26 protein-coding genes are annotated in these 26,383 nt (G+C 63.2%); 11 read left to right on the plus strand and 15 right to left on the minus strand.

The window, feature by feature from the left end:
• Positions 1–86: 86 nt before the first annotated feature.
• The 5 genes from AC1RRT_RS02840 to AC1RRT_RS02860 all read right to left on the minus strand — a co-directional run bounded on the left by AC1RRT_RS02840 (position 87) and on the right by AC1RRT_RS02860 (position 5,982).
• A complete protein-coding gene (locus AC1RRT_RS02840) occupies positions 87–1,199 on the minus strand; it encodes an ROK family protein (protein WP_493012167.1) in 1,113 nt (370 codons plus the stop codon).
• A gap of 67 nt (positions 1,200–1,266) precedes the next feature.
• Positions 1,267–2,751 carry a bifunctional aminoglycoside phosphotransferase/ATP-binding protein gene (locus AC1RRT_RS02845; protein ID WP_493012168.1) on the minus strand — a complete coding sequence of 495 codons (1,485 nt, stop codon included), beginning with the start codon at positions 2,749–2,751 and terminating at the stop codon, positions 1,267–1,269.
• A 60-nt stretch (positions 2,752–2,811) separates the two neighbouring features.
• Positions 2,812–3,129, minus strand: a complete 318-nt coding sequence (locus tag AC1RRT_RS02850) for a hypothetical protein (protein ID WP_493012169.1) — start codon at positions 3,127–3,129, stop codon at positions 2,812–2,814.
• Between the two features lie 214 nt (positions 3,130–3,343).
• Positions 3,344–3,940 carry a DUF2238 domain-containing protein gene (locus AC1RRT_RS02855; RefSeq protein WP_493012171.1) on the minus strand — a complete coding sequence of 199 codons (597 nt, stop codon included), beginning with the start codon at positions 3,938–3,940 and terminating at the stop codon, positions 3,344–3,346.
• A gap of 8 nt (positions 3,941–3,948) precedes the next feature.
• Positions 3,949–5,982, minus strand: coding sequence for a methylmalonyl-CoA mutase family protein (locus AC1RRT_RS02860; protein ID WP_493012172.1), 2,034 nt, complete (start codon positions 5,980–5,982; stop codon positions 3,949–3,951).
• Between the two features lie 247 nt (positions 5,983–6,229).
• Between AC1RRT_RS02860 and ccrA the strand changes: the two genes are divergently transcribed.
• Complete coding sequence (ccrA, locus tag AC1RRT_RS02865) at positions 6,230–7,576, plus strand: crotonyl-CoA carboxylase/reductase (RefSeq protein ID WP_493012175.1); 1,347 nt, start codon at positions 6,230–6,232, stop codon at positions 7,574–7,576.
• A 79-nt stretch (positions 7,577–7,655) separates the two neighbouring features.
• Positions 7,656–9,356 carry an acyl-CoA dehydrogenase family protein gene (locus tag AC1RRT_RS02870; RefSeq protein ID WP_493012176.1) on the plus strand — a complete coding sequence of 567 codons (1,701 nt, stop codon included), beginning with the start codon at positions 7,656–7,658 and terminating at the stop codon, positions 9,354–9,356.
• A 60-nt stretch (positions 9,357–9,416) separates the two neighbouring features.
• On the opposite strand, the gene plsY is transcribed toward AC1RRT_RS02870, so the two are convergent.
• Together plsY and AC1RRT_RS02880 are read right to left on the minus strand one after the other, a co-directional pair.
• Positions 9,417–10,079 (minus strand): glycerol-3-phosphate 1-O-acyltransferase PlsY, encoded by a 663-nt coding sequence (gene plsY / locus AC1RRT_RS02875; protein WP_493012178.1) that lies wholly within the window; start codon positions 10,077–10,079, stop codon positions 9,417–9,419.
• A 39-nt stretch (positions 10,080–10,118) separates the two neighbouring features.
• Positions 10,119–11,072, minus strand: coding sequence for a threonine/serine dehydratase (locus tag AC1RRT_RS02880; RefSeq protein WP_493012180.1), 954 nt, complete (start codon positions 11,070–11,072; stop codon positions 10,119–10,121).
• Positions 11,073–11,131: 59 nt separating this feature from the next.
• Here AC1RRT_RS02880 and AC1RRT_RS02885 point away from each other — a divergent pair, with 59 nt between their 5' ends.
• Entirely contained in the window at positions 11,132–11,431 is a 300-nt protein-coding gene (locus AC1RRT_RS02885; protein ID WP_493012181.1) for an ArsR/SmtB family transcription factor, read from the plus strand.
• Here AC1RRT_RS02885 and AC1RRT_RS02890 read toward each other — a convergent pair.
• From AC1RRT_RS02890 to AC1RRT_RS02905, 4 genes are all read right to left on the minus strand, one after another.
• Positions 11,428–11,868, minus strand: a complete 441-nt coding sequence (locus AC1RRT_RS02890) for a MarR family winged helix-turn-helix transcriptional regulator (RefSeq protein ID WP_493012183.1) — start codon at positions 11,866–11,868, stop codon at positions 11,428–11,430. The genes AC1RRT_RS02885 and AC1RRT_RS02890 overlap by 4 nt on opposite strands.
• A 7-nt stretch (positions 11,869–11,875) precedes the next feature.
• Positions 11,876–12,811 carry a DMT family transporter gene (locus AC1RRT_RS02895; RefSeq protein WP_493012185.1) on the minus strand — a complete coding sequence of 312 codons (936 nt, stop codon included), beginning with the start codon at positions 12,809–12,811 and terminating at the stop codon, positions 11,876–11,878.
• Positions 12,812–12,816: 5 nt separating this feature from the next.
• Positions 12,817–13,536: an alanyl-tRNA editing protein gene (locus AC1RRT_RS02900; RefSeq protein ID WP_493012187.1), complete on the minus strand. Its 720-nt coding sequence runs from the start codon at positions 13,534–13,536 to the stop codon at positions 12,817–12,819.
• Between the two features lie 72 nt (positions 13,537–13,608).
• Complete coding sequence (locus AC1RRT_RS02905; protein ID WP_493012189.1) at positions 13,609–14,439, minus strand: helix-turn-helix domain-containing protein; 831 nt, start codon at positions 14,437–14,439, stop codon at positions 13,609–13,611.
• Positions 14,440–14,604: 165 nt separating this feature from the next.
• Here AC1RRT_RS02905 and AC1RRT_RS02910 point away from each other — a divergent pair, with 165 nt between their 5' ends.
• The 7 genes from AC1RRT_RS02910 to AC1RRT_RS02940 all read left to right on the plus strand — a co-directional run bounded on the left by AC1RRT_RS02910 (position 14,605) and on the right by AC1RRT_RS02940 (position 21,453).
• A complete protein-coding gene (locus AC1RRT_RS02910) occupies positions 14,605–14,802 on the plus strand; it encodes a twin transmembrane helix small protein (RefSeq protein WP_493012191.1) in 198 nt (65 codons plus the stop codon).
• 13 nt (positions 14,803–14,815) lie between these two features.
• Entirely contained in the window at positions 14,816–15,394 is a 579-nt protein-coding gene (locus tag AC1RRT_RS02915) for a cob(I)yrinic acid a,c-diamide adenosyltransferase (RefSeq protein ID WP_493012193.1), read from the plus strand.
• 194 nt (positions 15,395–15,588) lie between these two features.
• Entirely contained in the window at positions 15,589–16,935 is a 1,347-nt protein-coding gene (locus AC1RRT_RS02920) for a flagellar hook protein FlgE (protein WP_493012195.1), read from the plus strand.
• Between the two features lie 100 nt (positions 16,936–17,035).
• The gene (gene flgK, locus AC1RRT_RS02925) at positions 17,036–18,508 is read left to right on the plus strand and encodes a flagellar hook-associated protein FlgK (RefSeq protein ID WP_493012196.1); all 1,473 of its coding nucleotides are present in this window, start codon (positions 17,036–17,038) and stop codon (positions 18,506–18,508) included.
• A 2-nt stretch (positions 18,509–18,510) separates the two neighbouring features.
• Entirely contained in the window at positions 18,511–19,542 is a 1,032-nt protein-coding gene (locus tag AC1RRT_RS02930) for a flagellin (RefSeq protein ID WP_493012197.1), read from the plus strand.
• Positions 19,543–19,637: 95 nt separating this feature from the next.
• Positions 19,638–21,017: a cysteine--tRNA ligase gene (gene cysS, locus AC1RRT_RS02935; protein ID WP_493012199.1), complete on the plus strand. Its 1,380-nt coding sequence runs from the start codon at positions 19,638–19,640 to the stop codon at positions 21,015–21,017.
• Between the two features lie 10 nt (positions 21,018–21,027).
• Positions 21,028–21,453 carry a SufE family protein gene (locus AC1RRT_RS02940; RefSeq protein WP_493012201.1) on the plus strand — a complete coding sequence of 142 codons (426 nt, stop codon included), beginning with the start codon at positions 21,028–21,030 and terminating at the stop codon, positions 21,451–21,453.
• Here the strand turns inward: AC1RRT_RS02940 and AC1RRT_RS02945 are convergent.
• On the minus strand, positions 21,450–21,905 hold the full coding sequence (locus AC1RRT_RS02945) for an iron-sulfur cluster assembly scaffold protein (RefSeq protein WP_493012203.1): 456 nt from the start codon (positions 21,903–21,905) through the stop codon (positions 21,450–21,452). The genes AC1RRT_RS02940 and AC1RRT_RS02945 overlap by 4 nt on opposite strands.
• A gap of 137 nt (positions 21,906–22,042) precedes the next feature.
• Here AC1RRT_RS02945 and hisI point away from each other — a divergent pair, with 137 nt between their 5' ends.
• Positions 22,043–22,504, plus strand: a complete 462-nt coding sequence (gene hisI, locus AC1RRT_RS02950; RefSeq protein ID WP_493012205.1) for a phosphoribosyl-AMP cyclohydrolase — start codon at positions 22,043–22,045, stop codon at positions 22,502–22,504.
• Between the two features lie 4 nt (positions 22,505–22,508).
• Here hisI and AC1RRT_RS02955 read toward each other — a convergent pair whose 3' ends face one another.
• The 3 genes from AC1RRT_RS02955 to AC1RRT_RS02965 are packed head-to-tail and all read right to left on the minus strand — an operon-like array spanning position 22,509 to position 26,273.
• Entirely contained in the window at positions 22,509–23,765 is a 1,257-nt protein-coding gene (locus tag AC1RRT_RS02955; protein ID WP_493012207.1) for a molybdopterin molybdotransferase MoeA, read from the minus strand.
• Positions 23,749–24,276 (minus strand): molybdopterin-guanine dinucleotide biosynthesis protein B, encoded by a 528-nt coding sequence (gene mobB / locus AC1RRT_RS02960; RefSeq protein WP_493012209.1) that lies wholly within the window; start codon positions 24,274–24,276, stop codon positions 23,749–23,751. The genes AC1RRT_RS02955 and mobB overlap by 17 nt, the downstream gene beginning before the upstream one ends.
• On the minus strand, positions 24,273–26,273 hold the full coding sequence (locus tag AC1RRT_RS02965; protein ID WP_493012211.1) for a 4Fe-4S binding protein: 2,001 nt from the start codon (positions 26,271–26,273) through the stop codon (positions 24,273–24,275). The genes mobB and AC1RRT_RS02965 overlap by 4 nt, the downstream gene beginning before the upstream one ends.
• Positions 26,274–26,383: the final 110 nt, after the last annotated feature.

The following is a 26,383-nucleotide window of genomic DNA, read 5'->3' on the forward strand; positions in this document are numbered from 1 at the left end:
TCACACATTCTGTCCGCAAAATAAGAACACAACTCACACCGTCGTTATAAGCCTAATCCGATAAGGTGAGGCGCAGCGTCGCCGGCTCATCCTTTGTCCGGCTTCACCGTGGTGTAGCTGGCATTGCCCAACCCCGTGCCGATGGTCAGCACCGCCCAATGCTGCACGTCGCGCATGCGCCAGACCTCGCTCAAACCCTGCACCACGGCATCGTTATGCAATGCTACGGCGATGCTACGGCCATCGATGCGTGGCAGGCGTTCGCGCAAGGCTTCGGTCAGATTGAAATCCTCGGCTTCCCAGTTGCCTGGCAGGTTCTGCGCGCCGCGCTTGATCCAGCCGTCCTTGGCAATCAGGCCGGGACAACCGACAGCGATCACCGGCGCCAGCCTCCATTTCTTTTTCTCGGCCTTTTGCGCCAGTTCACGCAGCATGCCGCCAAGATGATCCAGCGCTTCCTCGCGTCCGAGCCGGTGATCGCGATGGCGCCAGCGCAGCAGCTGTTCAACGCTGGCGCTGTCGCCGAAGCGGTCGGTCTTCTTCACCGTGACGATGCCGCAGCGCAGGTTGGTGCCGCCGATATCCACAGCGATGAAGCCGTCATGCTGGACCAGGGTTTCCGGCGCCAGCAGTTGCAGTCCACCCAGCAGGCCGGCCTCGTCGGGATGATGGCTCAACGGCACCAGGTCGACTTCCGTCCCGGCCTCGCGCAGCAGGATGGCGGCCCGCAGGATGGCGATCTCGCCCACGCGCGACCGGCGCAGGCCACCGCCGACCACGATGCGCTCCACTGCCTGCCAGGATTTCTGCTTCACGAACCGCTGCACGACGGCCGAAAGATTCTGCGCGAACTCCTCAATGGCGCCTTGCACGATGGCGGCGGCGCCCAGATCGTCGCCGGTCAGGATCGCGTCGAATTCGCTTTTTGACATGTCGCGCGCCCGGGTGTCGCGCAACTCATGCTCGGTCAGGTCGCGGTTTTCCTTGCGCAACCGGTCGATCAGATCGCGGAAAGCGCGCCCGCTCGCGCGGTCGCCGATAAAGCCCTCGGCATCGCGGATTTCCAGATTGTAGCTGTCGACATGCACGGCCGGCAGATCGGCGGCGCCATGCCAGGGCAGCGCCACATGGTCCGGCTCGCGGCCGTTGTTGCCGTGCGGTGCGGTCGGGTGTTTTTTCGCGACTTGCCGGGCAGCCACATCATCCTCGCTTCTCCACGGGGCCTGCCCGCCCCTCTACAACGATGCAACGGCGCCGCAGTGCCCGTCATCCGGCCCGAAGCATATCGGCCGCCACCCGCGCGCAGGCTTCCGGACCCGCCTGGGTCGTGATGGCTGTCCAGTCGAGGGGGTGATCGAGATTGGCCTGCTGCCAGCGCACCACATCAGCCGTGGCGTCGGAAGCGTCGTTCTGCCGCGCCGTGACCCGCATCTCCATGGTGGCGGCGGGCGCTGTCAGCCAGAGTCCGTCGAACCGGCAGCCGGCTGTTTTCGCAAGCGCGGCCACGGCATCGCGTTCCGCCGATCGCCCGAAAACCGCATCCAGGATCACGGTGGCGCCGGCCGCCAGCAGGTGTTCTGCGCGCCGCTGCATGACGGCATAGATCTGCCGGCTGCTTTCAGCCGTATAGCTCTCAGCCGGCAGGCGCTGTTGCTCTGCCACGCCATGCAACCGTTTGCGGATGGTGTCACTGCGCAGGATGACAGCGCCACAGGGCTCCCCCATATCGGGCGCCAACCGACGCGCCAGCGTCGTCTTGCCGGTCCCCGACAATCCACCAATGGCGATCAGGCGCGGCGATGCCGGCGTGAGGGCGGCCCGGCCGATATCAAGGTAGTGGCGCGCTTCGGCATGGCTGTCGGGGCTCAAGGCTGCGATATGGCAGCGCACGGCGGCCCGCACGGCGACATAGATGGGCAGCAGCGCCAAGGCATCATCATCTTCCGTGATATCGAGATAGCGGTTCAGCGCCACATTGGCCAGATCGCGACGCCCAGCGGCCAGCAGATCCATCAGCAGGAAAGCCATGTCATAGGCCGTATCGATCCCGGACAGATCGTCGTCGAATTCGAGGCAGTCGAACAGCAGGGGCTCTCCGTCGACCAATGCTATGTTGCGCAGGTGCAAATCACCATGTCCGCGCCGCATGCGCCCGGCCGCGCGCCGGCCGGCCAGTTCATCCCGCCTTGCCTTGTACTGCTCGGCCATCGTGGCACGGAATGCCGCCAGCGCCGGGATGGGCAGCGCAGCCGGATCACAGCCGGCGAATGCCGTCTCGTTCAGGGCGATGGCCTGCGCCAGCGCTGCAGTGCCGTCACGCGGCACAGCTTCGGCACCCAGATGAAAACGCGCCACATGATCGGCGACAGTCTCGATCATGCCCGGGGTGATCGCGCCGCGCCGGATCAAACGGTCGAACGTCGCATCCGCATCGAAACGCTTCATCTCGACCAGCCATTCGACCGGCGGTCCCGCGCCATCCAGGCATAGCCTGCCGCTGGGGTCGCGGCAAACCGGCCGGCAACCCAGATAGAGCTGCGGCGCAGTCCGGCGGTTCAGTGCCACTTCGCGTTCGCAGGCAATGCGCCGTCGCTCCAGGGTGGAGAAGTCGACATAAGGCAGCACGACCGCCTTCTTCAGTTTGAAAGCGCGATCGCCAGTGAGGAAGACACGCGAAATATGCGTCTCGATCACCCGCTCCGGCGCGGGCGAAAACAGAGTTTCTATGTCAGGCGGGTTGGGATCGGCCATGCCGCCAGCATAGCCTACAGGTCATGGCGGAAATTTGACCCAGCGCAAGCGCCGGACGGTTCAACCTTCGCTGCGGGCCAGCAGGGCCATCAGCAGCCAGGCCAGCAGGCTGATCCCGAGTGCGGGCAGCAGCACATCCGTGGCGGCAAAGGTCCAGTCGATGCCGCAGGTGGTGGGAATCCCGCTGCCGCGGCTCATGTCGATGGGGATATGGCCCTGCGCTGCCGGCACCGGGCGGCACAGGCCCATCGGCTCATAGCCATGGGTGCGCAGCAGCAGGACGCCATACAGCAGCAGCGGCAGGCCGAAGCCAGCGACCAGGCTGGTGATGATGCGCCCGGCAACGGTGCGGGGGCGGATCAGGCGGGACAGACGCACGGTGGACTCCGACAGGTGAAAACAGCAGGGCTTCGATAGCAGGGCCGGCAAAAGGATGCCAGCTTGACGGGTGGAGGTCAGGTCACCATCTCAGCAGAAGGTCGGGCGGTTCGTCGCAGTACCGCCGGCCCGCATTGGCCAAAGTTGGCTTGCATTGGCTGGAATTGGCTAGCCTTGGCTCAAATTGGCTGTCCGCTGGCTCGGATTGGCAGACTTAGGCGCGGAGTCGCGCAGCGATCTGCCGGTCATGCCACTTGGCGAGCAGCATGGCCGCCGCCGCGCCGACCAGCGCCATGGCCATGTCGGACTGCGTATCCCATTGATCGCCCTGGGTGCCGAGGAATTCATCCGCCCCCTGCCCCAGGCTGAGCGCCGCCAGCCATTCGATCAGCTCATACAGCGCGCTGATCGCCAAACAGATGCTGATGGCCAGGAACATGGTCAGTTTCGGCTGCGCGATGCGGAAAATGCGGATCAGCAGTTCGCGCGCCACGATCGCGGGGACAAACCCTTGCGCGAAATGGCCGATGCGGTCGTATGGGTTGCGCTCGAAGGCGAAGACATCCTGCAGCCAGAAGCCCAGCGGCACCCGTGCATAAGTGTATGCGCCGCCCAGCATCAGGATCAGGCCATGCAGCGTGATCAGCGCCATGGCCAGGTCGGTGAAACGGAATTTTTCGCGGCTGAAAAACAGGATCGGCCAGGCGATGATGGCGGGCAACACCTCCATCACCCAGGTGATGCGGTCATAGGGCGCGATGCCGCTCAGCACCAAGCCGGCAGCCCAGAGGACAGTCAGGATCCAGAACATACGACTGCTTATGCAGCCTTCGACCAGGTGCGGTCAACCAGCGCCACGATCGCCCGCATGATGGCGGTGAGATCGTAGTCTTTCGGCGTGAACACGCCGGCGATCCCGGCCGCCGTCAGCCGCGCCGCGTCCTCGGGCGGGATGATGCCGCCGACCACGACCGGCACGTCGCCGATGCCCTCGGCGCGCATGCGCTGCATCACCTCGGTGGCGAGTTCGACATGGCTGCCCGACAGGATGGAGAGGCCGACCAGATGCACCCCCTCTTCCAGGGCTGCCGCCACGATCTGCTCCGGCGTCAGGCGGATGCCTTCGTAGACCACTTCCATGCCGCAGTCGCGCGCCTTCACCGCGATCTGCTCGGCGCCATTCGAATGCCCATCGAGGCCGGGCTTGCCGACCAGCAGCTTCACCGGGCGGCCCAGCCGCTTGGCGACCGCCGCCACTTCCGCGCGGAGTTCGTCCATGCCGTCATCCTTCATGATGTTGCTGGAGGCCGACACGCCGGTCGGGGCGCGATATTCGCCAAAGACCTTGCGCAGCGTCGCCGCCCATTCGCCGGTGGTGACACCGGCTTTCGCGGCCTGGATGCTCGGCTCCATGATATTGCGGTTGTCGCGGGCTGCGGCTTCCAGCGCGGCCAGCGCAGCATCGACCGCCTTCTGGTCGCGGCTGGCGCGCCATTCCTTCAGCCGCGCGATCTGGTCGGATTCGGCTTCCGGATCAGACGCCATGATGGCGCCGCCCTCGCTTGCCACCAGCGGCGACGGCGCGCTTTCGGTGAACTTGTTGACGCCGACCACCGTGATCTCGCCGGTCTCGATGCCACGCACGCGGCCGGTGTTGCTTTCCACCAGCATCTGCTTGAGATAGCCGCTTTCCACCGCCTGAACAGCGCCGCCCATCTCAGCGATGCGCTTGAGTTCGGCCCGCGCGGCGTCCTTCAGTTCGTTGACCTTGGCATCGATCGCCGGATTGCCGTCGAACAGGTCGCCGTATTCCAGCAGGTCGGTTTCATAGGCCACGATCTGCTGCAGGCGCAGCGACCATTGCTGGTCCCACGGCCGCGGCAGACCCAACGCCTCGTTCCAGGCCGGCAGCTGTACGGCGCGGGCACGCGCCTTCTTCGACAACACCACCGCCAGCATCTCGAGCAGGATGCGATAAACGTTGTTTTCCGGCTGCGGCTCGGTCAAGCCCAGCGAATTGACCTGCACGCCATAACGGAACAGCAGGGCCTTGGGATCAGTAACGCCATAGCGTTCACGGCCAATCTCCTCCCAGAGATCGACAAAGGCGCGCATCTTGCAAATTTCAGTGACAAAGCGGATGCCAGCATTGACGAAGAAGCTGATCCGGCCAAAGGCCTGGGCAAAGTCTTCATCCGGCACCTGGCCCGAAGCCTTTACCGCATCCAGCACAGCAATCGCGGTTGCCAATGCATAGGCCAGTTCCTGCACCGGCGTCGCGCCAGCCTCCTGCAGGTGATAGCTGCAAACGTTGGTGGGATTCCACTTCGGCAGCTCCCGATAGGTGAAGGCGATCACATCGGTGATCAGCCGCATCGAGGCCGCCGGCGGGAAGATATAGGTGCCGCGCGAGAGATATTCTTTGATGATGTCGTTCTGCACCGTGCCGTTCAGGTCGGCCCGGCTGGCGCCCTGCTCCTCGGCCACTGCGATATAGAGCGCCAGCAGCCAGGCGGCCGGGGCGTTGATGGTCATCGAGGTGTTCATCTGGCCGAGCGGAATCTGGTCGAACAGCATCCGCATGTCGCCCAGATGGCTGACCGGCACCCCCACCTTGCCCACCTCGCCGCGTGCCAGCACATGGTCGCTGTCGTAGCCGGTCTGGGTCGGCAGGTCGAAAGCCACGGAAAGGCCAGTCTGCCCACGGCCCAGATTCGTCCGGTAAAGCTGGTTCGAGGCCTTGGCCGAGCTGTGGCCCGAATAGGTGCGGAACAACCAGGGCTTTTCCCGGTTATTGTCAGGTCCCTTTTCGCGAGTGCGAAGGCTATCTATATTCGGACGAGTCGCGGACATAATTTTATTCCGTGTCAAGTTGACGTAAGGTTATTTAGTTTCTCGTTGCGTCGGAACAAGGAAATATCATAACGTCTGCTGCATTGCAAAACGATCTTGCCATTTTTTCGCCACTGCAAAAAGATAGCAAATCGTCTTGCAGCACCGTCTCGCGGCGTCGCGGCAAGGCTAATCCCGGCCTGCGCGGCCCAACAAGACCAGAAATCACGCTTAGAGCGTAACAGGGAAACAACGAGGGAGTTTCGCCATGTCCAATGCGGGTGGATCAGTGGTCGCGCTGGCGACCAGCAACGGTGCCCCGGCCCAAGCCCAGGCCGCCCAGCCTCCTAGTGGGGCCAAGGGTGTCCTCAAGGACCTCTATGAGGTCGGCGAGATTCCGCCGGTCGGCCATGTGCCGAAACAGATGTATGGCTGGGCCATCCGGCGCGAACGCCATGGCCCGCCGGAACAGTCGATGCAGCTGGAAGTGCTGCCGACACCCGAGATCGACGCCGACGAGGTGCTGATCCTCGTGATGGCGGCGGGCGTGAACTACAACGGCGTCTGGGCCGGCCTCGGCGTGCCAATCTCGCCCTTCGACGTGCACAAGGCGCCTTTCCACATCGCCGGCTCGGATGCCTCGGGCATCGTCTATGCCGTCGGCCGCCGCGTGAAGCGCTGGAAGGTCGGCGACGAGGTCATCGTCCACTGCAACCAGGACGACGGCGACGACGAGGAGTGCAACGGCGGCGATCCGATGAATTCACCGACCCAGCGCATCTGGGGCTACGAAACGCCGGACGGCAGCTTCGCGCAGTTCGCCCGCGTGCAGTCGCGTCAGCTGATGCCGCGCCCAAAGCACCTCACCTGGGAGGAAAGCGCCTGCTACACGCTGACACTGGCCACCGCCTATCGCATGCTGTTCGGCCATCGCCCGCATATTCTGCGGCCCGGTCATAATGTGCTGGTCTGGGGCGCCGCCGGCGGCCTCGGCTCGATGGCGATCCAGTTGATCGCCATTTCCGGCGCCAATGCCATTGGCGTGATCTCGGACGAATCAAAGCGCGATTTCGTCATGAGCCTGGGCGCCAAGGGCGTGGTCAACCGCAACGACTACGATTGCTGGGGCCAGTTGCCGCCCGTGATGGATACCGAGAAATACGGTGCCTACATGAAAAAGTGCCGCGAGTTCGGCAAGGGCATCTGGGAGATCACCGGCAAGGGCAACGACGTCGATTTTGTCTTCGAGCATCCCGGTGAGCAGACCTTCCCGGTCAGTTGCTTCGTGGTCAAACGCGGCGGCATGGTGGTGTTCTGCGCCGGCACGACCGGCTTCAACCTCACCTTCGACGCACGCTTCGTATGGATGCGGCAGAAACGCATCCAGGGCAGCCACTTCGCCAACCTGCTGCAGGCGAGCCAGGCCAACCAGCTGGTGATCGAACGTCGCCTCGATCCCTGCATGTCGGAAGTCTTCAGCTGGGCCGATATCCCGCGTGCCCACACCAAGATGTGGAAGAACCAGCACAAGCCCGGCAACATGGCGGTTTTGGTCAGCGCCAAGATTCCGGGCCTGCGCACCATTGAGGATGCCATCGAAGCAGGGAATGCATAATCCCTCTCGATGCTGACACCGGCTGGCGGGAGCGATCCCGCCAGCCGTCCAAAATCCGATTTCATATTGCGAGCGCACCATGTCTGCTGCCCCGAAAGCTGCCCCGGCCAATGAAACACTGCTGATCGCCGATCTGCTGCCGACCTGCGCGGCGTCACTCAAGGCGGCTGAACAGCTGGTTGCGCATGCCACGGCCGCAGTGGCGCAGCTGGTGCGCGGCGCCGATGGCAATATCGATGCCGCACGACTGGAAGACGAACAGTTCGCCACCCATGGCCTGGCCTGGCTGGCCACTTATGCCGCCACGCTGAAGGAAACCCTGCATTGGGCCGAACGCCTGCAGGCCGACGGCAAGCTGCGCGAATTGGAACAGCTGATCCTGCAGGCCGGTTTCGGTGAATACCTCGCGCAGATGCGCGGTGGCATCAGCATGAGCCAGGTGGAAATCTGCCGTCTGGCTGATCTGGGCGTTACTGCAGAGGCCCAGCAGGCTTTCGCGACCAAGGATGTCATCGCACTCATCGCCGCCGGCAATACCACCACCGTACGCAGCCGCATCGCCGAGCTGATCAAGGACGGGCTGGATACCGGCGATTTCGGCGAGCTGGGCCTGGACGAGACGATGGCCATGGTGCGCGAGCAGTTCCGCCGCTTCGGCGAGGACAAGGTGATCCCCTTTGCTCATGAGTGGCACCGCAAGGACGAATTCATTCCAATGACGGTCGTCGACGAGATGGCTGAGCTCGGCGTCTTCGGCCTGACCATCCCGGAGGAATATGGCGGTCATGGCCTGGGCAAGACCGCCATGTGCGTCGTCTCGGAAGAACTCAGCCGCTGCTATATCGGCGTCGGCAGCCTTGGCACCCGCGCCGAGATCGCCGCCGAGCTGATCCTGCGTGGCGGCACGGAAGAGCAGAAGAAGAAATGGCTCCCGAAGCTGGCCTCGGGAGAGACGCTGCCCACCGCCGTCTTCACCGAACCCAATACCGGGTCCGACCTCGGGTCCCTGCGCACCCGTGCCGTGAAAGACGGCGATGTCTACAAGGTGACTGGCAATAAGACCTGGATCACCCATGCCGCCCGCACCGACCTGATGACGTTGCTGGCGCGCACCGATCCGAACGAAAAGAGCTACAAGGGCCTCTCGATGTTCCTGGCCGAGAAGCCGCGCGGCGATGATGCCAATCCTTTCCCCGCCCAAGGCATGACCGGCGGCGAGATCGAGGTGTTGGGCTATCGCGGCATGAAGGAATACGAAATTGGCTTCGATGGTTTCGAGGTGAAGGCCGAGAACCTGCTGGGCCAGCGCGAGGGCCAGGGCTTCAAGCAGCTGATGGAGACGTTCGAGTCAGCCCGCATCCAGACCGGCGCGCGAGCGCTGGGCGTGGCGCAATGCGCCATGGAGCTGGGCCTGAAATACGCCAACGAGCGCGTGCAGTTCGGCAAGCCGATCTACAGCTTCCCGCGCGTGCACGGCAAGATCGCATGGATGGCCGTGGAAACCATGCTGGCGCGGCAGCTCTGCTATTTCGCCGCCCGCGAAAAGGACCAGGGCCGCCGCTGCGATCTGGAAGCCGGCATGGCCAAGCTGCTGGCGGCGCGCATCGCCTGGGCGAATGCCGACAATGCCCTGCAGGTGCATGGCGGCAATGGCTATGCCGAAGAGTATCCGATCAGCCGGGTGCTCTGCGATGCGCGCATCCTCAACATCTTCGAGGGTGCGGCCGAGATTCAGGCACAGGTGATCGCCCGTCGCCTGCTGGAACAGCGCAACGGTTAATCGAACCAAATCGCGACGTCTTAACCGCCTCAGATGTATGGATGCTGATTCCGGCTTCGACTATGGGCCCATTTGCCCGAGTCGAGGTTCAGTCCCAGCCAACAACCGCTGAATATTGGCACGATGGCGCACAATCACATAAACGCCGCCTGCAATCACCAACAACCGATAAGGCAATGGCTGCTCCAAACCGCAGACAAGGATAATCGCAGTTAGCGCCGCGATCATCGAGCCAAGAGACACAATCCGGAATACAGCCAAGACAACGCCAAAAGCGATCATAGCCCCCAAACCTACTGGCCAGGATACTGCCAGCAGTACACCCAGTCCTGTTGCCGCGGATTTGCCACCGGAAAATTTCAACCAGATCGAACGGCCATGCCCCAACAACGCAGCAAGTCCGGCCAGACAGATCGCCCACGGTAAATAGATTTGGAGATCAAACGCCGTCGGCGGCTCGATGGCAGGCAATGAATAGAGCCAACCATAAAACCAGCAGGCAAAGACTATAGCCCCGACGCCCTTCAACACGTCAACTAGGAGCACGATTAGGGCGGGCCACTTCCCCACCGTGCGCAATACGTTCGTTGCGCCAACGGAGTTAGAGCCATGCTCCCGGACATCTATACCCTTGAGCAGTTTACCTGCCAGATAGCCCGTGGGTAGAGAGCCGAAGAGATAAGCAATTGCCAACCCGATCAGACATGCGATCCAGAACACCATCAGATTCACCTAAGCGATGTAATGCTGACAATCCGTGGCTTATCCACGCTCGTTCGTAAAGTCCATATCGGTCGGGTTGCCGCCGCAGACCAATACGGCGACACGCTCGGTTTTCTGCGGCTTGTAGGCGCCGCTGAGCAGCGCGGCGAAAGCCGCGGCGCCACCCGGCTCGGCCACCAGCCGCAGCTTATCCCATAGCGCCACTTGCGCCACACGGATCGCCTCGTCCGGCACCAGCACGGACTCGGCTACATGCTGCTGCGCGATCGGAAACATCAAGCCGCCGATCTGCCTGGGCGCCAATGAGTCTGCTGCAATGCCGCCGGCCGGCGCGTCCACGGGTTTACCTGCCATCAATGCCATGTTCAGGGTCGGTGCCGCCTCCGGCTCGACCGCAACAACCTTCACGCGCCCGCCATACCAGGCGGCAATACCACCGATCAGGCCGCCGCCGCCGACGGCCACCAGCAGCGTTTCGACATCCGGCTCCTGGTCTTCCAGTTCCAGCCCCACACCGCCCTGCCCCAGCAGCGTCTCAGGCTGGTCATAGGCATGCACGGCCAGCGCGCCACTCTGCGCCAGCCAGGCCTCGCTGGCCGCCAATGCATCGGCATAACGTTCGCCGCCCACGACAAGATCAGCGCCATAACTTTTGATGCGCGCAATCTTCATCGGTGCGGCGATGCTGGGGACGAAAATCTTGGCCGGCTTGTTCAGCATCATCGCGGCATAGGCTACAGCCGCGCCGTGATTGCCGCCTGAGGCCGCGACCACGCCGGCGGCGGGCACCGGACGGCGCAGCAGATTGGCAAATGCCCCGCGCGCCTTGAAGGAGCCGGAATGCTGCAGCAGTTCCAGCTTGAGGCGCAGGTGCGGCAGGTCTAGGCCAAAGTCGGCGCCCGTGACAGCAATCACTGGCGTACGTCTGACATGGGGCGCGACCTGACGAGCGGTCTCGGCAATGGCAGCGCGGTCGATGGCGGGACTGGTCATGATGCACCTGGGAATGAAGCGGTCTTGACTTATACTTAGTTAAATGGCTAATTGGCAATATGTCTGAACTGACAATCTTTCGTGCCCTGGCCAACGACAAGCGGCTGGCTATCCTGGACTGGCTGCGCAATCCCCGGGCGCATTTCCGCCCGCAGACCGATGGCGACCTCGTGAAAGACGGTGTCTGCGGGTTGCTGATCGCCGAGAAGCTTGGCGTTAGCCAGCCCACTGCCAGCGAACACCTCCGCATCCTGACCCAGGCCGGGTTGCTGCAAGGCAAGCGCATCAGGCAGTGGATTTTCTATCGCCGCGACGAAGCGGCCATCGTCGCCCTGCAGAAAGCCATGCGCAAACTCTAGGCCTCGGGCCAGAGCGCCATCACTGCTTTCATCGCCGCCAGCAATCGCCGTTGGTCGGCATCGCTCATATGACCGAGCAGTTGCGCCACTTCGCGGCTGGCGGCATCGTCCAGCCGGCCATGGACCCTGCGGCCCAGCGGACTGAGCGACAACAGGATTAAGCGGCGATCCTGCGGATTGTATTGCGTCAGCACGATCCGTCGATCAATCAGGCGATGCAGCATCCGGCTGAGATACCCGCGATCCAGACCAAGCCGGGCAGCGAGATCGCGCGCCGTCAGCGTGACGGCATCCGCCAGCTCAAACAGGATGCGGATTTCGGCCAGCGAATAACTGTCGTCGGGCAGGCTTTCGTCCAGCGCGCCGAGCTGCTGCGTGTAGAAACGCGCGAAGCGTCGCACCACGTCGATCCTGACCTTCGGAACAGCATCGGCCATCGCCACCTCAACCATGGGATTGCGGGCGCAACCGATAGCTGCCTGCGGGCAAGGTCGCCAGCAGGAAGCCCGCCAGGATGAGCGCGATGCCTAGCAGATGAAAACCGCGGATTGGCTCGTCGAGCAGCAGCCAGGCCAGCAGCGCCGTGAAAACAGCGACCAGATGGAAGGAAATGCCGGTGACGGCCGCGCCCAGCCGTGCCACGCAGTGATTCCACAGAATGAAGGCGAGCAGCGACGCAAAGACACCGATATAGAGAACCGCACCGATGGCGGCGGCATCGATGGGCAGTCGTGCGCCCGATGCCAGTTCCCATATCCAGAATGGCAGCAGCACCAGCAGGCCGGCCAGCATGGTGGCCGCCAGAAAGACCAGCGGTTGCAAAGCGGCCGGCTTGCGCCGCAGCAGCACCGAATACATCGCATAATTTAGCACTGCCAACAGCACCAGCAGGTCGCTGGATGACAGATGCAATGTCAGCAACGCCGTAACGTCGCCACGCGACACGATCCAGCCGACGCCGGCAAAGGAGAGCAGAATACCGGCGCAGACCCGCAGCCCCGGTACCTCGCGGGACAGGATCAGGGCAGCAAGCGGAATCATCAGCGGCAAGGTCGAGTTGAGAAACGCGACATTGGCCGCCGGGCTGGTCTGCAGCGCGACATAGGCCAGCGCGTTATAACCGGCGATGCCGAAGCCGCCACAGAGCAGTACGAGCCAGCGATGCCGCCACAGCAATGCACGCTGTTGCAAGGCGGCTCCAGCGACAAATGGCGCCAGCAGCACGAAAGCCACCAGCCAGCGCCCGACGGCGAGCGAGACCGGCGGCACGTCCTGGCTGACGGCGCGGCCGATCACCAGATTGCCGGCCCAGAATGCCGGTGGCAGCCAGAGCAGCAGGATCGGCCGGCTCCAGATCCCCTGCAGCCAATGGGAGAGCATGGCCGCTATCCCATATCCAGTCCGATGCGGATGCGGCGATTATGCCGCCCCTTGTTATCGATCTTCAGAATGCGCACCGGCCGCGAGGCACCGGTGGCCGTCAGGTGCGTGCCACCGCAGGCCTGGCGATCCAGCCCTGCAATCTCGATGACGCGGATCAGGCCGTCGCTGGTCGGAGGCGGCGCGACAGACCGCGAACGCAGCAGCCCCTTCTCGTCATAGGCCCGATCGAGCTCGACATAGCTTTCCTGCACCGGCAGGTTTTGCCGGATTGCGTCGTTGATGGCAGGCTCGAGCGCGCGGAGTCGGTCGTTGTCGGCATCAGGCAGGTCGAAATCGATCCGGGCGGTGCCATCGGCATTCATCTGCACACCGGTCACCAGGGCGCCATCGAAAGCCTGGAAGACCAGCGCATTGAGAATATGCAGATCAGTATGCAGCTCGCGCATCATCTGCCGGAAGGTCGGGTCGACACTCACCTGTACCACGCCGGCAATTTCCTGCTGGTCACGCAGCCTGGCCCAGAGCCGGCCGCCGATGCTTTCAAAGCCCTCGACCTCGGTTTCCCCGCCAGACCAGCGCAGGACCCCACGGTCCGGGAGCTGGCCGCCACCGCCGGGATAGAAAGGGTTCATCGCCAACAGCACGGCACCGGGCCGCGTCTCCAGCACCTGGGTTTCCAACTGCAGCAATTCGGGATGTTCGTGACACAGATACTTGGACATCGGCCCTCCTGAGAGGGCGAAGATGCCAAAGCTGGGCCGACGGCTTATTGGCGAAAATTGCGCCGACAGCGCTCAGGCCACCTGGGCCGCAATATATTGTCTCGGGGTGATGCCGTAGACACGTTTGAAATGCTTGTTGAGAGCGCTCTGGTCAAAGAAGCCGGCGGCAAGGGCGGCATCGGCCAGCGGCTGCCGGGCCTTCAACAGATCCATGGCCGCCCGCAGCCTGATCTGGGTCAGGTAGGCATGCGGCGTCATCCCGGTCACGCGGCGGAACAGTCGGATGAGCTGGAACGGCGTCAGGCCGACCACGCCCGCCAGATCCTGCAGTTCCAGCCGCTGGGCATAGCGTTCCCGCATCACCGGCTGCAGCCGGCGGAACAGGGTATGGTCCCGTGGCGCCGTTGCGATCTCGCCGCGCAGGCTGCTGTAGCGCCGAAGCAGCAGGCCGAAGCTCTCGGCCAGCAGTTCCTGGCGTTGCAGGGCGTCGTCATCTTGATCGAGGGCAGCATGCAGGCGGGAGAATGCGGCGATCAGGCCGGCATCGCCATAGATGTTAGCCATGAAATACGGCGCCGCCTCCACCCCGACCAAGCCACCAATAGCCTCGATCGCCTCCGGCTCCAGATATAAGGAGCGGTAACGCCAGCGGCGGCTGCGCGCCATCCGGCCGGAATGCGGCTCGTCCGGATTGAATACCAGCAGCACATTATCCCGCGCCTCTTCCGTGCGCCCCCGGCTCGTGAATTCGGCCCCTCCGGCCTCGGTTAACGCGATGACCAGGGCATCGTGGCTATGGGGTGCATAGTCATGGGCAGTGAAGTCCGCGCGCAGCACGCTGGCCCCCGGCATGGTGCGGGGACGCCAGAAATGCGCCGTATTACGGGGATCGGTCCGGGCCATGGCCTCTATCCGGGGTTTGGGGCACAGGATAGGAGCCGGCGGCAGCCCAGACCAGTGCTTTGTTGACACCCTCCCCGGCCGGGGCGCCGCGACGGATTGCCGCGCAGCCGGCTTGGCCCCGGCTGGCGCTTGGCCCTGCATGGCCGCACGCTATATCCTGCAGCCATGCAGAATGTCGTCCATATGCTGATCCCGGCCTTCGCGGTCGCCACCTTCCTGGTGCTCTGCGTCGGCATCTTCGCGCTGTTCCGCGGCGGACGCTTCAACCGGTCCTATTCCAATCTGTTGATGCGCTGGCGCATCCTGCTGCAATTCATTGCCATCATCCTGATCGGCATTGCCAGTTTCGCCTTCCGCAGCTGAGGTCCGTCCCGTCATGGTGAAACTCGACCGCATCTATACCCGGGGTGGCGACAAAGGCATGACCTCGCTGGGCAACGGCGAGCGGGTGCCCAAGCACGACCTACGGGTGGAGGCCTATGGCGCCGTGGACGAGGCCAATGCCGCCATTGGGACGGCCCGACTGCATACTGTCGGGGCTGACCTGGACGCCATGCTGTCGCGCATCCAGAACGATCTGTTCGACCTCGGCGCCGATCTGGCAACACCGGAGGATGAGGAAGACGATCCGCGTCGTCGCCCGGCTCTGCGGGTCGACCAGGTGCAGGTCGACCGGCTGGAAGCCGAGATCGATGCCATGAACGCCCGCATCAACCCCCTCACATCTTTTATACTGCCCGGTGGCAGCCCGGCGGCCGCCCATCTCCATATGGCCCGCACCATCGTGCGCCGGGCCGAGCGGCTGGTGACGGCCCTGCAGGATGCCGAGCGGATCAATCCGGCAGCCCTCAGCTATATCAACCGCCTGTCGGATCACCTGTTCGTGGCGGCCCGCCATGCCAACGAAGACGGCACCAAGGACGTGCTCTGGGTGCCGGGCCTGAACCGGGGCTGAGGGCGTTTCGACCCGGCAATTCCTGCCGGGACAGACCGACCGGCCCTGTCACCCGGCATAAGCTGCCGCCCCGCTTCAGGGCTGGCCGAATCGATAAAGTCCATATAATTCATAACGATAGATAGCGTCGCCGAAACTGGCACGGGCCTTGCTCATCCTCTGGCAAATCGGTTCCTAAGCCAGGAGGCAGTGTTATGACGATTAGTGGCGCTTTGCAGACGGCGATCTCCGGCCTTAATGGCCAGTCGACCGCCATCAGCTTCATCTCGGACAACGTCGCGAATGCGAGCACCATCGGTTACAAGAAGGTGGAATCGCGCTTCCAGACGCTGGTCACCCAGTCGAGCGCACAGGCGAATACGCATTCGCCCGGCGGCGTGCTGAACCAGCCCTTCTTCGCCAATAACGCACAGGGCGCCATCCAGCAGGTGTCTTCCACCACCTCGATCGCCCTGGTCGGCGGCGGCTTCATGCCGGTCTCGAAGAAGAACGGCGAAGACACCACCAGCGGTCTGCCGACCTTCGAAACCACCAGCTATTACACCCGTGTCGGCGACTTCAACCAGAATGAAGACGGCTTCCTGGTGAACTCCTCGGGCTACTATCTGCGCGGCTGGCCGATCGATCCGGTCACCGGCGTGGTCGACAGCTCGGCGACCGAGGAAGTGCGCGTGTCCAACCTGCTCGACGCGCCGGTCGCGACCAGCGTGGTGGATTACGCCGCCAACCTGCCCTCCAACGCCCTGAACACCACCGGCGCCCTGCCGGCCACTCTGCCGGTCAGCTCGATCCAGGTCTTCGACGCGCTGGGCAACGCCCGCACGCTGAACCTGGAATGGACCCGTATCGGCACCAACACCTGGACGCTGGAAGTCGGCGCGCCTGGCGCCAGCGTGGCTGCCTTCGGTCCCGCCACGGTCACCTTCGGCGGCACCATCGGCACCTCGGCCACGCCGGTTGCCGATCCGGGCACGATCTCCAGCCTGAGCACCGGCGGCGGCCTGACCGGCTCGACCGGCGTGCTGGCCAATGACGACGCCTCCTTCACCTTCACCCTGGACTACGGCGCCGGTGCGCAGGCGATGCGCCTCGACCTGGGCTCCTATGGCAACTCGATCGGTACGACGCAATATGCCGGCGACAACCTGACACTGAACAACTTCAGTCAGAACGGTGTGCCACAGGGTAACTTCAAAAACCTGGCCATCGATGCCGACGGCTTCGTCTCGGTCACCTTCGATAACGGTAACGTCAAACGGTTTTATCAGATCCCGGTGGCAAAATTCCGAGATCCAACCGAACTGGATCGCGTGGGCGGCAACGCCTTCGTCGAAACCCCGAGCTCGGGTGCGGCCGTTCTGTCGCAGTCGGGTGCCAGCGGCGCCGGCGATTATGTGTCAGCCGCCATCGAAGGCTCGAACGTGGATATCGCGGAAGAGTTTTCCAAGCTGATCGTCGCCCAGCGCACCTACTCGGCCAATGCCCGGCTGATCACCGCGTCGGACGAACTGCTGCAGGAAACCATCAATATCCGCCGCTAACGTAACCTGACCGCCGGACGGGCTTTCCGCCCGGCGGTCTCCGGCCTCCAGGGCGGATCTTTCCGGTCCGCCGTCACAAGCCGAAAAAGGATTTTACGCCATGTCTCTGAGCGCCGCCCTCAACACCGCCGTTTTCGGTCTGCAGACCCTGCAGAACCAGACGCGCATCGTGTCGGGCAACGTCTCGAACGCGCAGAATCCAAATTACAGCCGCAAGATCGCCACCCTGACGACCCCGATCGCGGAAGGCCTGCCCCAGGCCGCCCTCATCGCCAGCATCACCCGCGTCGCCGCTCCCGAAATCCAGCAGGACTTGTTGGCATCCACGGCCGATCTTGGCCGCCAGAACAAGCAGCTACAGTACACCAAGGAGCTGGCGGACATCCTGGACGCCACCAACACCACAGGTGAGCAGCCGACCCTGCTGGCCATGCTGACCCGCTTCGAGGATGCCTGGAAGCAGCTGGAAGCCACTCCGGAAGACAATGACCTGAAGAACCAGGTCATCCTGCGCGGAGTCGAACTGACTACGGAAATCCGCCGCCTCAACGGCCTGCAGTCGGAACTCCAGAATCGCGCCCAGGAAAACCTGCGCGAGGACGTGGAATCGATCAACACTTCAACGATCGAGATCGCCAAGCTCAACAACAAGATTGCGGCCCAGAAGGCTTCTGGTGCGCCGATCGGCGACTTGGAAGACCTGCGTGACGCCGAAATAGCCAATCTGGCCGACAAGATCGGCGTCCGCACGGTCCTGAATAATCGCGGTGAAGTCTTCGTCTATACCGAAGGCGGCGTGCAGCTGGTTGGTACTTCCGCCCAGCAGTTCGATTATGTCGCCAATCCGGCCGCTCCCAACACCCCCGGTATCTACATCCGCGGCACTACCACAGATGTCACCGCCGGTTTCAAAGATGGCTCAGTCAAGGCATCGCTTGACTATCTCGACACGACCACACCAGCGATGACCAGTACGGACCCGAACCGTGGCACGCTGCAGAAGTTCTTTAACCAGCTCGACTCGCTGGCATCGAATCTCGCGGCTGTGGTCAACGAAGCCTATGATCCGACCAACGCCACGCAATTCTTCACCTTCATCGCTCCGGCGACACCCGGCCAGGAGGCCGGCTTTATCCAAGTCGATGTCGCATTGCAGGCCACGCCGTCGACCCTGGTCGCCACCAATGCCGGCACTCTGCAGCAGGCGCTACGCAATCAGGCACTGACCGCCAACCAGATCCAGCGCACGACGGCGGCAGCGGCAACAGCGGGCTATCCGCAGGCTGTTACCGTCGACAACAACGGCCTGGCCATCTCGAACGTTAATATCTTCGGCCTGGCCAATGGCATCATGGCTTACCACGCCCGCGCCGCCTCCGTGAACGAGACGAATCGCGACACGGCTGAGCGCATTGAGCACGCCCTGGACCAGAAGCTTCGCAACCAGACTGGCGTCAATATCGACGACGAGCTTGCACAGCTGCAGGTTTTGCAGAACAATTACGCCGCGCTGGCGAATGTGATGAATACCGTCACGCAGATGTTTGACGTTCTTGTCAACATCGGGAGGTAATGATGGTCGCTGTTATAGGAAATACGCAGTACGCCACCCAGCTGGATATCACCCGCAGCATCCGCCTGCTGAATGCCCAGCTGATCAAGCAGAACCAGCAGCTCGGTTCCGGCCGCTACGCCGACGGCCTGGTCGGCGTGTCGCAACGCGCCCTGGAACTTGGCCAGCTGAAGTCCGAGTTGGGTACGATCAATAACTACAAATCCGCCGTCCAGACCGCGCAAAATCGCGTGGACCTGTATGCCCTGACCATCGAAGAGATCATCGACGTCGCCACCGAGGCGCAAGACACGATGATCAAGAATCGCGACACCTTCTTCGCCAGCACCTCGGCACCGGCGGTGCAGGCCAACGTCCTCCTGGACCGCATTAGCGCACTGCTGCAAACCAAGGACAATGACCGCTTCATCTTCTCGGGCACCAACTTCACCGACAATCCGATGCGTGGCCCGCTGGCTGGCGTACCCACCGCCTATGCAGCCGGCAGCGCCGTTCCCGCCGCTTTCGTTCCGGAAGTCGATCTGACCACGGCGCCGCCGGCGCCGTATACGGCCGGCAATTACTTCTACAACAGCACTGTGCCAGCAGCCCAGATCAACAACTTCTTCAACTTCGCCGGTGTAACCCTTTACTCCGACGACAACGAACAGCTGAGTTACGGTGTTTCCGCTACTGAGGACGGCTTCCAGCGTCTGATTGATTCGGTCATTCGTTTCCGCGACGCGACACAAGATATTCCGACCAACCCGACTCTCTACCAGGCCAAGGTCGACGACGCACGCGCCCAGCTCAACACGGCGATTACTGAACTGAAGTCAATTGCCTCGCGCAATGGCTACAAACAGCAGCAGTTGAAGGAAGTGACAGAGCGCCATAATCGCGCCCTCGACGTCACCAAGGTTCGCGCCGGCGCGATCGAGAACATCGATATCGGCGAAGTCTCGGTCAACATCAAGAACCTGCAGACCTCGCTGGAAGCCAGCTATGTCATTACCCGCGACACCCTGCAGATGTCACTGGTGAAGTACCTCTAAAAGACGGGTTTTAGCCGGCTTTTCCGACCCAGGACTGCGCCTGGCGGGCCTGCCCGCCGGTTGCGATTCCGACGCCATTGCCTATAGTCCGGGCCATGGATATCCAGCTTTACAACACCCTCACCCGGCAGAAGGAAGCCTTCAAACCGCGCGATCCGCAGCGGGTGACGATGTATGTCTGCGGCCCGACGGTCTACAACTTCGCCCATATCGGCAATGCCCGCCCGGTGGTGGTGTTCGACACGCTCTATCGCCTGCTGCAGACCGCCTATTCCAATGTGGTCTATGTGCGCAACGTCACCGACGTGGACGACAAGATCAACGCCGCCGCCAAGAAGGAAGGCGTGCCGATTGCCACCATCACCGAGCGGTATCACGGGGTCTACACTGAGGATATGTCGGCGTTGGGCGCCCTGCGCCCCGTCATCGAACCCAAGGTGACCCAGCATATCCCGGCGATTGTCAGCATGATCGAGCGCCTGATCGCCAACGGCCATGCCTATCCGGCCGAGGGCCATGTGCTGTTCAACGTGCCGTCTTATGCTGATTACGGCAAACTGTCTGGTCGTAACCGTGACGACATGATCGCCGGCGCCCGCGTGGATGTTGCCCCTTACAAGCGCGATCCGGCCGACTTCGTATTGTGGAAGCCGTCGCCGCCTGAACTACCAGGCTGGGACAGTCCCTGGGGCCGCGGCCGGCCCGGCTGGCATATCGAATGCTCGGCCATGATCGAACAGAATCTGGGGCGCGAGACCATCGATATCCACGGCGGCGGGCATGACCTGATCTTCCCGCATCATGAGAATGAAATCGCCCAGAGCACCTGCGCCCATGGCGGCGCGCTCTTCTCGCGCTTCTGGCTGCATAACGGCTTCGTAAATATCGAATCCGAAAAGATGTCGAAGTCGATCGGTAATGTGCTGCTGGTGCATGACTTGCTTAAACAGGCGCCTGGCGAGGCGATCCGCCTGGCACTGCTCTCGGCCCATTACCGGCAGCCGCTGGACTGGACCGAAGCCGGCCTGCGCGATGCCAGGGCACAACTCGATCGCCTCTATCGTGCCCTTGATGGCCTGAAGGATGTTGCGGCCGGAACATCGGCCGCGCCGGCGGGTTTCATCGCGGCGCTGGCAGATGACATCAACACGCCAAAGGCCCTGGCCGAATTGCATCAGCTCGCCAATGCCGCCAACAAGGCCGCCGATCCAGCCGAACGCGCACGGCTGAAGGGTGAAATTCTGGCCTGCGGCGCGTTGTTGGGCCTGCTGCAGCAGGATCCGGCCGCTTGGCTGAAGGGCGATGTTGCGGCTGATGTGGATGTGGCCGAGATCGAGAGCCTGATCGCCGCCCGCAAGGATGCCCGCGCCCGCAAGGACTGGGCAGAGTCGGATCGCATCCGTGACGTGCTTGCCGCCCGCGGCATCCTGTTGGAAGACAAGGCCGGCCAGACCACCTGGCGCGTGGCCTCCTGAGGATTGTGGAATGAGCGAGTCAGTGCAGCAGGTGCAGAATCAGATCATCGAGGATTTCAGCCTCTTCGATGACTGGATGGACCGTTATCGTTTCCTGATTGACCTGGGCCGCAACCTGCCACCCTACCCTGACGACCTGCGCACCGATGCCTGGCGCGTAAAGGGCTGCATCAATCGCGCCTGGCTGCATGGTGAGGCGCGCGATGGCCATGTCCACTATCAGGCCAGCAGCGAGTCCGAGATTGTCGCCGGGTTGATCGCGCTGCTGCTGAAGGTTTATTCCGGCCGGACGCCGCAGGAGATCGTGGATAATCCACCCGACTTCCTGCAGAAGATCGGCGTGTGGGAAAACATCACCTCGAACCGGATCAACGGCCTGAATGGTATGATCGGGCTGATCCAGTCGGTGGCGAAGGCCGAACTGAAAACGGCTTAAGGTTTTCGGGCAGCCTCGATCTGGTCGATCGCTTTCACCACGGCCTCGAAGGGCAGCAGCACGGCATTGTGACGGGCCTTGTGCTCGCGCACCGGCACCAGCACTTCCAGGTCCGCAAAAGCGCCGCCGGCAAAGTCCACCCCCGGCGGCGGGCCGTTTTCCTTCAGCATCACCCTCATCACCTCGGCCAGCCGGCGCAGCGTCGCGACATCCTGACCGACGATATGCTGCCCCAGGATGCTGGCGGCAGCCTGTCCCAGCGCACAGGCCCGGACCTGCTGGCCATAGGCCGCCACCCGGCCGTCCGGGGCCAGCCCGAGGTCGACCGTGATCCGGCTGCCGCAGAGCGGGCTGTGGTGGGTGACGGTCGCATCCGGGGTGTCCAGACGGGCGGTCTGGCCGATATGTGCTGCAAAATTAAGGATTTTCTCGTTATACAGGGCGTTCAGCATGGCGCAATCAGGCTTCCCGGCAGGCATCCCGGACCGGTCGGCTTGATGCCCCGGCCACCCAACGATATATAACGGCCATTCCTTGAAGAGCAATCCGGCGCCCGCCCCTGGGCCAGCGCCCCGCAGGAGCTAAGCCCGTGTTCGCCAAGCGCGTCTCTATTGAGCAGGTTGAAGAAGGCAATGATCTGGCGCCGAAATTCGACGCCGATGGCCTGATCGCCTGCGTGACCACCGCCGCCGAAAGCGGTGAAGTGCTGATGCTCGGTTACATGAATGCCGAGGCCCTGCAGAAAACCATCGAGACCGGCGAGGCGCATTACTACAGCCGCAGCCGTAAGGTGCTCTGGCACAAGGGCGCCACCTCGGGACTTGTGCAGAAGGTGGTCGAGATGCGCATCGACGACGACCAGGATGCCGTCTGGCTGCGCGTGCAAATCCCGGGCGATGCATCCTGCCATGTCGGCTACCGCTCCTGCTTCTACCGGTCGGTGCCGACCGGTCAGGCCGGCGACAAGGTCGAACTCACCTTCGAAGAGAAGGAAAAGATGTTCGATCCGAAGGCTGTCTACGGCGACGCCCCGAACCCGACCATCCTCTGACTGATCAGAGACCGAGCGCGGCGTAAGGGTAGAACCGCGCCGTCTCGCCTGGCTCCAGTCGCAGTCGTTCTTCAGGCAGTTCCAGCACACCGTCGGTTCGCGTCAGCGATGTGATGACGCCGGCACCGTCGATAGCGTATTTCTCCGCCCGCCAGCCGCCTTTGCCGTCATCGGCCAGTGACACCCGCACCCATTCGCGGCGATCGGCTTTCTTCCTGTAGGAAAAGCCGGCTGTCACCGGGAAGCTGCGCAACGGCAGCGGCGTCATGCCGCCCAGACGCTGCAGCAGCGGCCGAGCGAAAAAACCGAATGTGAGCATCACCGCCACCGGATTGCCTGGCAGACCGAAAAAAGGCACGCCGGCAATCTGGCCCAGCGCCACCGGCCGGCCAGGCTTGATGGCCAGGCGCCAGAAATGCAGGGTGCCATTGGCTTCGATGGCAGGCTTCACGTGATCTTCGTCACCGGTCGATACGCCGCCGGAGCTGATCACGGCGTCATGGCTGGCGGCTGCTTCGGCAAAAACTTTCGACAGATGGTCACGGCGGTCAGGCTGGATGCCCAGATCCGTGACGGCGCAACCCGTCGCCGCAAGCAGCACCGCCAGCAACGGCCGATTGGCATCATAGATGCCGCCCGGTGGCAGCGGCCCGCCGGCTTCATGCACCTCGTCACCGGTCGACATCAGCGCGACACGCAGCGGCCGGTGCACCGGCAGGGCAGCATGGCCCGCGGCTGCGGCCAGCGCCAGATCGGCCGCCGAAAGCTGACAACCGGCAGACAGCAGTGTTTCGCCGGCCTGCACATCCTCGCCAGCCAGACGACGATTGGCGCCGCGCTTAATGCCGGGCTTGATCACCACAGCATCACCATCGATGCCGCAATCTTCCTGCATCATCACGGTATCGGGGCCCGCGGGCATCACCGCGCCGGTCAGCACCCGCACGGCACTGCCCCGTGGCTGCGGCCCTTGAAACGGATGGCCGGCGGCAGCACGACCAATCACCGGCAGGCGAGTCTCGGTGTCTTTGGCCAGATCATCGTGATACACCGCGTAGCCATCGACGGCGGAATTATCGCCCGGCGGCACCGAAACCTTCGCCATCAGATCCGTGGCCAGGGCACGGCCACGGCAGTCGGCCAGCGGAAGAGTTTCCACGGATGTAACAGGTGTCAGGCGCTGCAGCAGGTCGGCCAGCGCCACATCCAGGCGGGTCAGCGCCCCACCATGAGCAAAGCAGTCGTCACTCAGCTGCGCCACGGCGCGCCTCGGCGGTTTTGTCCGACAGCCAGGCCAGGATGAAATCCACGATCTGCGCCGGGCGGTTGGCATCGAGCTGCGGCATGATCAGGTCGGCAATCGGCGCATCACTGGCCACGGCGATGATGCTGGCATCGTCAGGCTGCAGCATCGGCTTGCCTACCGATTTGCGCCAGACTTCGATCTTCGGATGGGCCGACTTCTTGAATCCTTCGACCAGCACCAGATCAACGGGGCTGAGCTTCGCCAGCAAGTCATCAAGCGACGGCTCCGGCGCACCGCGCAGCTCATGCATCAGGGCGAAACGATTGGCCGAACTGATCAGCACCTCGCTGGCGCCAGCCTGACGATGGCGATACGAATCCTTGCCCGGCTGATCAATATCAAATTCATGATGGGCATGCTTGATGGTCGAGACCTTCACACCCCGCGCAACCAGCATCGGGATCAGATCGGCCAGAAGCGTCGTCTTGCCGGCGCCACTCCACCCGGCGATACCGAGCACCTTCATGACGGCTTTTTCCCGCTCGCCTTCAACTCGGCGGCGGCGCGCTCGACCAGATAGTCTTCGGTGGTGCGTACATCCGGGCGCGGCGCGCCGGCATAGGGGTCAATCTTGGACTGGCTCTGCACGATGATACGGCAATCGCCGCACATGCGTACGCGGTCGATCGTGTCCTTGTTGTACATCCAGTGCTTGCCTTCAAGCTGACTGGCAATGCGCTCAATGGTCGACTTGGTGCCGAAGGGCTTGGCACAACGGATGCAATGGAAAGGCTCTTCTTCCTTGATCAGACGTGGCTGCACGGCTGCTGCGGTGAAATTCACGCGCGGGTCCAGCGCGATCACCTTTTCCGGGCAGGTTGTCTTGCACAGGCCGCATTGCACACAGGCATCTTCGGTGAAACTCAGGCGCGGCCGTTCCGGATCGTCGCTCAGCGCGCCGGTCGGACAGGCCGAAACACAGGCCAGGCACAACGTGCAGCCTTCGGCGTCGATCTGCAGGTTACCGAAGGGCGCACCGGGCGCCAGCGCCACGGTATCCACCGGCTGCGGCGCCACCTTGTGCAGATGACGGAAAGCCAGGCGCGACAGGTCACGGTTGCGGCCCATGGGCAGATAGCTGGCGCCGCTCGGTCCTTCGCGGCGCGGCAAGACTGCCATCGCAGCCGCCAGCTGGTCGGGATCATCGGTCTCGATCAGGCCAACGCGGCCACCTTCATAGCCCAGGCCGACCAGCACGCTTTCGCTGAGCGCCATCTGTCCGGCCAGACCGCCAAGATCTTCGCGTTGCTTCGCTGGCGCCAGAACGCGGATGTCGGCGGCGCCATAGGCGAAAGCCGAGGCAAAGAAGGACACATTGCATTCGCTGATCGCATGAACGGCAAAAGGCAGAACCCGCGCCGGCAGGCCATCGCCATGACGCGACAGGGCATCAATCAGCGGCGCGCCATGCTTGGCGTCATGCAGCAGGAGCACCGCCTGGCGGCCACCCGCCTCGCGATAAGCCAGCAACAGTGCACGCAACTGTTCGGTCAGGTTGGCAGCCGGCGGCAGGCGGTAATCGGCTGCGCCGGTGGGGCAGACCGCGCCGCAGTTGCCGCAACCACCACAGATATAAGGATCGATGGCGACGTGATCGCCAGCCGGCGTGATCGCGCCGGTGGGGCAGACATCGAGGCAGCGCGTGCAGCCGGTCTTCTTCGAGCGCGAATGGGCGCAGAGCTCGGCATGGAAATCGACATAGAGCGGCTTCTCGAAGCTGCCGGTCATGTCGCTGGCCTCGAACAGCATGCGCTGCACGGCGGCGGCATCGTTGGGATCGGCGCGGAAATAGCCATCGCGCTTTTCATGAGCCGAGAACAGCGGCGTACCGCCGGTGAGATCAATGATGATGTCGCAGGTCGAACTGGCGCCGTTGCGTGGCGCGGCGAAGGTCAGGCTTTTCCGCGAGGACGGCAGCGGTAGCGCGTAGTTATCGATCACCAGCTCGAAGTTGCCCAGATAGCCGCGCGCGCCCGCGATATGACCTTGCACGATCGGCAAGTCCATCACTGGCTGGCCTGGCACATCCTTCGGCCGGTCAAGCATGATGGTGACGTCGAGGCGGTCGCTGATCTGGCGTGCGGCAGCAATAGCGCGTTCGTCGCGGCCATAGATCAGGGCCACGCCCTGCGAATTCATGGTGACGGCCGGTACGGCCGGCATCGGCACGGCAGCCGCGGTGATCAGGGCCGCAATCTTCGGGGTGGCGGCAGAAGCCTCGGAGGACCAACCTGCGGTTTCCCGGATATTGACATAGGACACGGGGGTCTGGCTCTTGGCCTCGTCCCGCTGTTCCTCGAAGAGAGGGCTTTCCTGGGTGCAAGCCACCGTCAGCGGCTCGCCGGCCTTCAGTGCATCCTGGAAACGCTTCAGCTCGGCCCGGCAGAGCTGCGTCGCAACGCCGTCATCGCTGCCGACAGCGGCGCCACAGGCCTTCGCCAGCGCGGCGCCGTCCAACGGCATCGTACCTTCGCAGTTGCACACAAGGACGCGTTTGCCGTCCACACGCATCGACCCGTTTTCCCACCCGGTTCTTTGGCAAATCAACCATTCTAACTATAGTATTGAGAGCA

The sequence above is a fragment of the Ferrovibrio sp. GW821-FHT12B10 genome, assembly GCF_058807515.1.

Coding starts and splice junctions, on each gene's coding strand:
- AC1RRT_RS02845 (WP_493012168.1), bottom strand. CDS start 2,751: ATGGCCGATCCCAACCCGCCTGACATAGAAACTCTGTTTTCGCCCGCG.
- AC1RRT_RS02855 (WP_493012171.1), bottom strand. CDS start 3,940: ATGTTCTGGATCCTGACTGTCCTCTGGGCTGCCGGCTTGGTGCTGAGC.
- AC1RRT_RS02860 (WP_493012172.1), bottom strand. CDS start 5,982: ATGTCCGCGACTCGTCCGAATATAGATAGCCTTCGCACTCGCGAAAAG.
- ccrA (WP_493012175.1), top strand. CDS start 6,230: ATGTCCAATGCGGGTGGATCAGTGGTCGCGCTGGCGACCAGCAACGGT.
- AC1RRT_RS02870 (WP_493012176.1), top strand. CDS start 7,656: ATGTCTGCTGCCCCGAAAGCTGCCCCGGCCAATGAAACACTGCTGATC.
- plsY (WP_493012178.1), bottom strand. CDS start 10,079: ATGGTGTTCTGGATCGCATGTCTGATCGGGTTGGCAATTGCTTATCTC.
- AC1RRT_RS02880 (WP_493012180.1), bottom strand. CDS start 11,072: ATGACCAGTCCCGCCATCGACCGCGCTGCCATTGCCGAGACCGCTCGT.
- AC1RRT_RS02885 (WP_493012181.1), top strand. CDS start 11,132: ATGTCTGAACTGACAATCTTTCGTGCCCTGGCCAACGACAAGCGGCTG.
- AC1RRT_RS02890 (WP_493012183.1), bottom strand. CDS start 11,868: ATGGCCGATGCTGTTCCGAAGGTCAGGATCGACGTGGTGCGACGCTTC.
- AC1RRT_RS02895 (WP_493012185.1), bottom strand. CDS start 12,811: ATGCTCTCCCATTGGCTGCAGGGGATCTGGAGCCGGCCGATCCTGCTG.
- AC1RRT_RS02900 (WP_493012187.1), bottom strand. CDS start 13,536: ATGTCCAAGTATCTGTGTCACGAACATCCCGAATTGCTGCAGTTGGAA.
- AC1RRT_RS02905 (WP_493012189.1), bottom strand. CDS start 14,439: ATGGCCCGGACCGATCCCCGTAATACGGCGCATTTCTGGCGTCCCCGC.
- AC1RRT_RS02910 (WP_493012191.1), top strand. CDS start 14,605: ATGCAGAATGTCGTCCATATGCTGATCCCGGCCTTCGCGGTCGCCACC.
- AC1RRT_RS02915 (WP_493012193.1), top strand. CDS start 14,816: ATGGTGAAACTCGACCGCATCTATACCCGGGGTGGCGACAAAGGCATG.
- AC1RRT_RS02920 (WP_493012195.1), top strand. CDS start 15,589: ATGACGATTAGTGGCGCTTTGCAGACGGCGATCTCCGGCCTTAATGGC.
- flgK (WP_493012196.1), top strand. CDS start 17,036: ATGTCTCTGAGCGCCGCCCTCAACACCGCCGTTTTCGGTCTGCAGACC.
- AC1RRT_RS02930 (WP_493012197.1), top strand. CDS start 18,511: ATGGTCGCTGTTATAGGAAATACGCAGTACGCCACCCAGCTGGATATC.
- cysS (WP_493012199.1), top strand. CDS start 19,638: ATGGATATCCAGCTTTACAACACCCTCACCCGGCAGAAGGAAGCCTTC.
- AC1RRT_RS02940 (WP_493012201.1), top strand. CDS start 21,028: ATGAGCGAGTCAGTGCAGCAGGTGCAGAATCAGATCATCGAGGATTTC.
- AC1RRT_RS02945 (WP_493012203.1), bottom strand. CDS start 21,905: ATGCTGAACGCCCTGTATAACGAGAAAATCCTTAATTTTGCAGCACAT.
- mobB (WP_493012209.1), bottom strand. CDS start 24,276: ATGAAGGTGCTCGGTATCGCCGGGTGGAGTGGCGCCGGCAAGACGACG.
- AC1RRT_RS02965 (WP_493012211.1), bottom strand. CDS start 26,273: ATGCCGTTGGACGGCGCCGCGCTGGCGAAGGCCTGTGGCGCCGCTGTC.